Raw genomic sequence first — 4,922 nt, forward strand, 5'->3', positions numbered from 1 at the left:
CCGGGCAGCAGCGGGGCGGTCTGCTCGGCGGAGGCCGCGTCGTCGAGCAGCACCAGGAGGCGGCGGCCGGCCACGGTGGTGCGGTAGAGCGCGGCGCGTTCGGCCGGGTCTGCCGGGATCTCCCGGTCCGCGACGCCGAGCGAGGCCAGCAGCAGGCCGAGTGCCTCGGCCGGGTCGAGCGGGTCGGCCTGGGTGCCGCGCAGGTCCAGGTGCAGTCGGCCGTCGGGGAACCGCTCGCGCAGGGCGTGGGCGACGTGGACGGCCAGGCTGGTCTTTCCGGCGCCCCCGATTCCGTTGACTGCCGAGATGACCACTGCGCCCGGGTCGGGGCGGGTGAGCGCGGCGGTCAGCTCCGCGACGGCGCCGTGCCGGCCGGTGAAGTCGACGAGGGGAGTGGGAAGTTGTTCCGGCACCGGCAGGCGGCCGGAGTCCGCCCCTCGGTCGGGAACCGGCGGGTCGTGGGCAGCGACCGAGCGGCCCACAAGGCGGGTGGCCGTGCCGAGGGTGGGGTCGGCCCGTCGAATCCGCGCGTGCAGCGCGTCGAGCTCCGGGCAGTCCAGCTCCTCGGCGTGGTAGGCGCGCCGGGCATCGGCGTACACGGCCCGTGCCTCGGCCGGGCGGTCCGCCAGGTGGTACTCCAGCATCAGCAGGGCGCGGAACCGCTCGCGGAACGGGTGGGCGAACACGGCCTGGTCGAGCTCGACCAGGCAGGACGGGTTGTCCCCCAGGTCGACGTCCAGGGCGAGCTTCGCCTCCAGTACCGCCACCCGGCGTTCGGCCAGGTGGCGGCGCAGCTCGACGGCATGTCCTCCGGGCAGTCCGGCCAGCGGCTCGCCCTCGTGCAGGGCCAGCGCCCGGGCCAACAGGTCACGGGCCCGCGGCCGGTCGGCGGCGATGCGGAGGTCCTCCGCCCGCGCGACGAGGCGGTCGAAGGCGACGGAGTCCAGTGACTCGGCGGGGACGTCGAGGCGGTAGCCGCCGTCGACGGTGACCAGGAGGTGGTCGGCGTGGTGGTTGCGCAGCGTGCGACGCAGCCGGTAGGCGTGGGTGGCCAGGACGGACCTGGGCCGGGCAGGCGGGTTGTCCTCGTCGAAGATGCCCTCGGCGAGGCGGGCGGCGGTCAGCGGCCGTCCCGGGTGGGCGAGCAGCATGGCGAGGAAGGCCTGCTGTTGGCTGCGGCCCAGGTCGAGCCGGTGGTCGCCGACCCGGGCGGTGAGCGGACCGAGCAGGTGGAAGTGCAGGTCCGGCGTGCTGGAGGGGGTGCGTTCGGCGGCGGGTGCGGGCTCGGCGGCGATGACGGCGCTCCCGGAGGCTCGTCGGGCCCCGGGTGGGCGGCGCGCCGGGGCTGGTGGATGGCGGTGGCGCGTGGGGGTGCACAACGGGCTGAGGGCCGGGCGCCGGGGCTCAGTGGTGCCCCGGCACCGGCCGGACGACGTGGGGGCTCTCGGTGGAGCCCGGGTCGGCGATCGTGCCGCGGAGCGGGTCGGCGGCGCGCCCGACCGCCTCGGTGTCGCAGCCGGCCGTGCTGGACGCCCGCGTCGCGTACCGGGCGGACCGGTTGCCGTTCGGTGCGTAGTGGGCCACCGGGTGGCCGTCGCCCTGCATGATCGGGCGCGCCTCGCCGTGCTCGGCGGCGGTGCCGGCCGGCGTGCGGTTGATGCATGTGATAGTCCCACTCATCAGTTCGTCCTCTTCCCGTCGCCGGAGATTCCGGGCGGCTTGCCTGATCGGACGGTGATCGCGGCTGCCGACGGGATTTTGTGATGCGCCGGTTGACGAGGGATGAACGCTCACGTTTATTCGCAGACGGATGCTATTCGCGAGGGTGTGAAAGGAGGGTGGAAATCGGCCAGGCGGGACGGCGCGCCAAGCGGCTCGCGGCCAGGCGCAGGGCGCGGGGCTGATGGTCGCACGCAGCGGCCAGGGCCCGGGCCGCGCCCGGTTCCCGGGCCAGGCGCCTGGGGCCCAGGGCGCGGGACAGCAGTTCGATCCCCTCGTCGGGCGTCATCCGGCCGACGGTGACGGTGCGTCCACCGGGCAGCGGTCGTCCGGCGGTGACGAGAGCCGCGCTTCCGGGCTCGGCCGGCAACAGCGGGCGGACCTGCTCGGCATCGACGGCGCCGTCGAGCAACACCAGGACGCGCCGTCCGGCGAGCAAGTGGAGGTAGAGCGCGCGCAGGTCGGCGAGGCCCGGCGGGACGGCCGGCTCCTCGACGCCCAGGGCCCGCACGAAGGCGGCCAGGACGGCGGCCGGGTCCGCGCGGGGGACCTTCCCGTCCAGGTCGGCGTGGAGCTGGCCGTCGGGATAGCCGGGGGCGAGCCGGTGGGCGGCGTGGACGGCGAGCGCACTCTTGCCGTAGCCGGGCGGTCCGGTGACGGTGACCCAGCGTGGGCCCGGCGCGGTCAGGGCGGTGGCGAGCTCGGTCAGCAAGGCCGCTCGGCCGGTGAAGTCGGCGATGTCGGGCGGGAGTTGGAATGGTCGGCGAACCGGGCGGGGGGCGGTCCGGGAGGCCCAGGGCGTCCAGCTCGCCAGGTCCGGGGCCCGGTCGCGGAGGCGTGCCGCCAGAGCCTTTGCCTCGCCGCCGGAGGCGGAGCCGGCGAGCAGGGCGAGGGCCTGCTCGGTGCGGCCGGCCCGGGCCAGCGCGAGCGCGTGGGGGACGACGGTGCCCGGCTTCGGCTCGGGTTCCGCCGTGAGCGTCAGCCCGAGTTCGACGTCGAGTTCGAGCCGGGCCTGCCGGGCCTCCTCCCGGCGCCCGGCCAGCATCCGGCGGTCGTGTTCGGCGTACGGGCCCGGCACGCCGTCCAGGGCCACCGGCGCGGACCACCGGCCGAGCGCGGCTGTGAGCAGGGCGTGGGCCCGCTCGGGCTGTCGGTTCCGGCGGGCGGCGGTGGCGGCGGCGAGCTCGGCGAGGAACACCGTACGGTCGATGTTCGCGGGGTCCGCGTCCAGCCGGTACGCCTTGCCGACGTGCCGCAGGACATTGCCGCCCTCGGCGGTGCCGTCCTCGTCGGCCAGGATGTTGCGCAGCCGGTACATGGTGGCGGGCAGCCCCCTGGCCCGGTTCGGCGCCTCGTCACCCTCCTCGCCCCAGACGCCGTCGATGATCTCCGCGACGGGCACCGGCCGCCCGGCGTGGGCGAGCAGGACGGCGAGCACCGCGCGGTCCCGAGCCCGGTTCAGCCGCAGCTCCCGATCGCCGCGCCGGGCCCTGAGCGATCCGAGCGTGCTGAGGTGCAGTTCCAGGGATCCTCCTTGCGCGACCGAATCCGACATCCGGTCATGTTACGGAGGCGATGAGCGCCGACAAGCGGGCCGGTCGGTATCACGCCATCGCCCGCCGGGCGCGGCGACCCGTCGGAAGCGGCGCGCGAAGTCGCCGGTCCGGTCGAACCTCTCGACCCCGCTGCCGAACGGCCGACTCGAAGGAGGGCGGCAGCGTGCAGTCATGGTCCCGCGACAACGACGGCCTGTTCGGCGAGCCGAGGGCTACCGGCCGAGGGCGACCACCAGCGCTTCGGCCTCGTCCATGTCGACTTCGAGACGCAGCAGCGCACCCCGAAGGCCTCGTACGCCTGGTACCGCGACCTGATCGCCGTTCATCGGGCCGGGAGTGCACGGTGGCCGGGCGGTGGCACCGGCCCCTTCGCGCAGCAGTGCGGTCCCGGCGGTGGATCACCGCCAGGAGCGTGTCACCACCACGGCGGCAGCCGCTCCCAGGGCCATGGCGAAGGGGAGCAGGGCGACGACGCCGAACCTCAGGCGGCGGTACCGGTCCTCGTACTCGCTCCGCAGGTCCCGGCAGCGCTGCGCGATGTGGGTGACGACCTGGCGGGACACCTGGAGGCGACTTTCGGTGTACGCGTGTTCGACCTCCTCGCGCTGGCCGGTCGTGAGCCAGGGAAACAGCTCGGTGAACGCTGCGGCGTCCCGCTGGGCCGTGGCGATCTCCGCCTGCCACAGCAAGTAGCCCTCCAGCTGCCGCAGGCTGCCGGCGATGGTGTCGGTGGTGTCTTCGTTCATCACGAACCTCACGGACGGCAGGTGGGTGGCTGCGCCGTCCTGCGGGACCGTGTTCCCGCAGGACGGCGGTCGTCGGCTTCGCCGGGACCGGTGGTCAGGCGCCGCCGCCGCCGGGGCGGGGCCCGCGGCGTTGCGGAACGTCGTACTCGGCGGGGGTCACACCGGTGAGGTGCTTGGCGGGCTCACCGTGGTTGTCGAGGTAGTCGCGGGCGGCGATGTCGGGGTGGTGCAGGTCGAACGCCGGGGATTCCGAGCGGATGCGCGGCAGGGTGAGGAAGTTGTGCCGCGGCGGCGGGCAGGAGGTCGCCCACTCCAGCGAGCGGCCGTAGCCCCAGGGGTCGTCCACCTCGACCTTCTCGCCGTACTTGGCCGTCTTCCAGACGTTGTAGAGGAAGGGCAGGATCGACAGGCCGAGCAGGAAGGCGCCGACGGTCGAGACGGTGTTCAGCGTGGTGAAACCGTCGGAGGCGAGGTAGTCGGCGTAGCGGCGGGGCATGCCCTCCGCACCGAGCCAGTGCTGGACGAGGAAGGTGGTCTGGAAGCCGATGAACAGCGTCCAGAAGGTGATCTTTCCGAGCCGTTCGTCGAGCATCTTGCCGGTCATCTTCGGCCACCAGAAGTGGAATCCGCCGAACATGGCGAAGACGACGGTGCCGAACACCACGTAGTGGAAGTGGGCGACGACGAAGTACGAGTCCGAGACGTGGAAGTCGATCGGCGGCGCCGCCAGCAGGACACCCGTCAGGCCACCGAACAGGAAGGTGACCAGGAAGCCGACCACCCAGAGCATCGGCGTCTCGAAGCTCAGCGAGCCCTTCCACATGGTGCCGACCCAGTTGAAGAACTTCACACCGGTCGGCACCGCGATCAGGAAGGTCATGAAGGAGAAGAACGGCAGCAG

At 73.7% G+C, this 4,922-nt stretch carries 5 protein-coding genes and 1 pseudogene; 1 reads left to right on the forward strand and 5 read right to left on the reverse strand.

Annotated elements, in window-relative coordinates:
- From ABZ641_RS25655 to ABZ641_RS25665, 3 genes are all read right to left on the reverse strand, one after another.
- On the reverse strand, nt 1–1,379 hold a 1,379-nt coding region (locus ABZ641_RS25655; RefSeq protein ID WP_359985286.1), incomplete at its 3' end, for a BTAD domain-containing putative transcriptional regulator.
- 25 nt (nt 1,380–1,404) lie between these two features.
- Nucleotides 1,405–1,680, reverse strand: a complete 276-nt coding sequence (locus ABZ641_RS25660; protein ID WP_359985289.1) for a hypothetical protein — start codon at nt 1,678–1,680, stop codon at nt 1,405–1,407.
- A 133-nt stretch (nt 1,681–1,813) separates the two neighbouring features.
- Nucleotides 1,814–3,274: a BTAD domain-containing putative transcriptional regulator gene (locus ABZ641_RS25665; protein WP_359985291.1), complete on the reverse strand. Its 1,461-nt coding sequence runs from the start codon at nt 3,272–3,274 to the stop codon at nt 1,814–1,816.
- A gap of 219 nt (nt 3,275–3,493) precedes the next feature.
- Here ABZ641_RS25665 and ABZ641_RS25670 point away from each other — a divergent pair.
- Nucleotides 3,494–3,592: pseudogene (locus tag ABZ641_RS25670) on the forward strand (family 1 glycosylhydrolase); the annotation flags it as partial.
- A gap of 81 nt (nt 3,593–3,673) precedes the next feature.
- On the opposite strand, the gene ABZ641_RS25675 reads toward ABZ641_RS25670, so the two are convergent.
- Entirely contained in the window at nt 3,674–4,021 is a 348-nt protein-coding gene (locus ABZ641_RS25675) for a hypothetical protein (RefSeq protein ID WP_359985293.1), read from the reverse strand.
- A 94-nt stretch (nt 4,022–4,115) separates the two neighbouring features.
- Nucleotides 4,116–4,922: cbb3-type cytochrome c oxidase subunit I (locus ABZ641_RS25680; protein WP_359985295.1), on the reverse strand; the 807-nt coding region annotated here is incomplete at its 5' end.

This window comes from Kitasatospora sp. NPDC007106 (assembly GCF_040634455.1).
GTDB lineage: Bacteria > Actinomycetota > Actinomycetes > Streptomycetales > Streptomycetaceae > Kitasatospora > Kitasatospora arboriphila.

Coding starts and splice junctions, on each gene's coding strand:
- ABZ641_RS25660 (WP_359985289.1), bottom strand. CDS start 1,680: ATGAGTGGGACTATCACATGCATCAACCGCACGCCGGCCGGCACCGCC.
- ABZ641_RS25665 (WP_359985291.1), bottom strand. CDS start 3,274: ATGTCGGATTCGGTCGCGCAAGGAGGATCCCTGGAACTGCACCTCAGC.
- ABZ641_RS25675 (WP_359985293.1), bottom strand. CDS start 4,021: ATGAACGAAGACACCACCGACACCATCGCCGGCAGCCTGCGGCAGCTG.